The 460-nt window shown below is 50.4% G+C and carries 1 pseudogene; it reads left to right on the top strand.

The features are described from left to right. Positions 1–460, top strand: a pseudogene (locus OQX61_RS24265) (hypothetical protein); the annotation flags it as partial.

The following is a 460-nucleotide window of genomic DNA, read 5'->3' as shown; positions in this document are numbered from 1 at the left end:
GAAACAAGGGGATAACTGGACGGTAACTGGTAATATCAAAGGCCCGAAAGGTGACGATGGTGTAGGTGGTATTTCTGGTCCAGCCGGTGCTACTGGCGCTACCGGACCAATCGGACCTTTGGGACCACAAGGTGAAACAGGAGCTGCGGGAACTAATGGTACCCAGGGTATTCAAGGATTGAAAGGTGATACTGGTCCGATTGGCCCAACTGGTTTGACGGGAGCTATAGGTGAAACAGGAGCTGCCGGAACTAATGGTACCCAAGGATTGAAAGGTGATACTGGTCCAATCGGCCCAACTGGTTTGACGGGAGCTATAGGTGAAACAGGAGCTGCTGGAACTAATGGTATTCAAGGTATTCAAGGATTGAAAGGTGATACTGGTCCAATTGGCCCAACCGGTTTGACGGGAGCTATAGGTGAAACAGGAGCTGCCGGAACTAATGGTACCCAAGGTATT

It is taken from the genome of Pedobacter sp. PLR, from assembly GCF_026239675.1.
In the GTDB taxonomy this organism is placed as follows: domain Bacteria; phylum Bacteroidota; class Bacteroidia; order Sphingobacteriales; family Sphingobacteriaceae; genus Pedobacter.
Note: the sequence above shows the minus strand (reverse complement) of the source record. Positions and strands in the feature narration are given on the sequence as shown.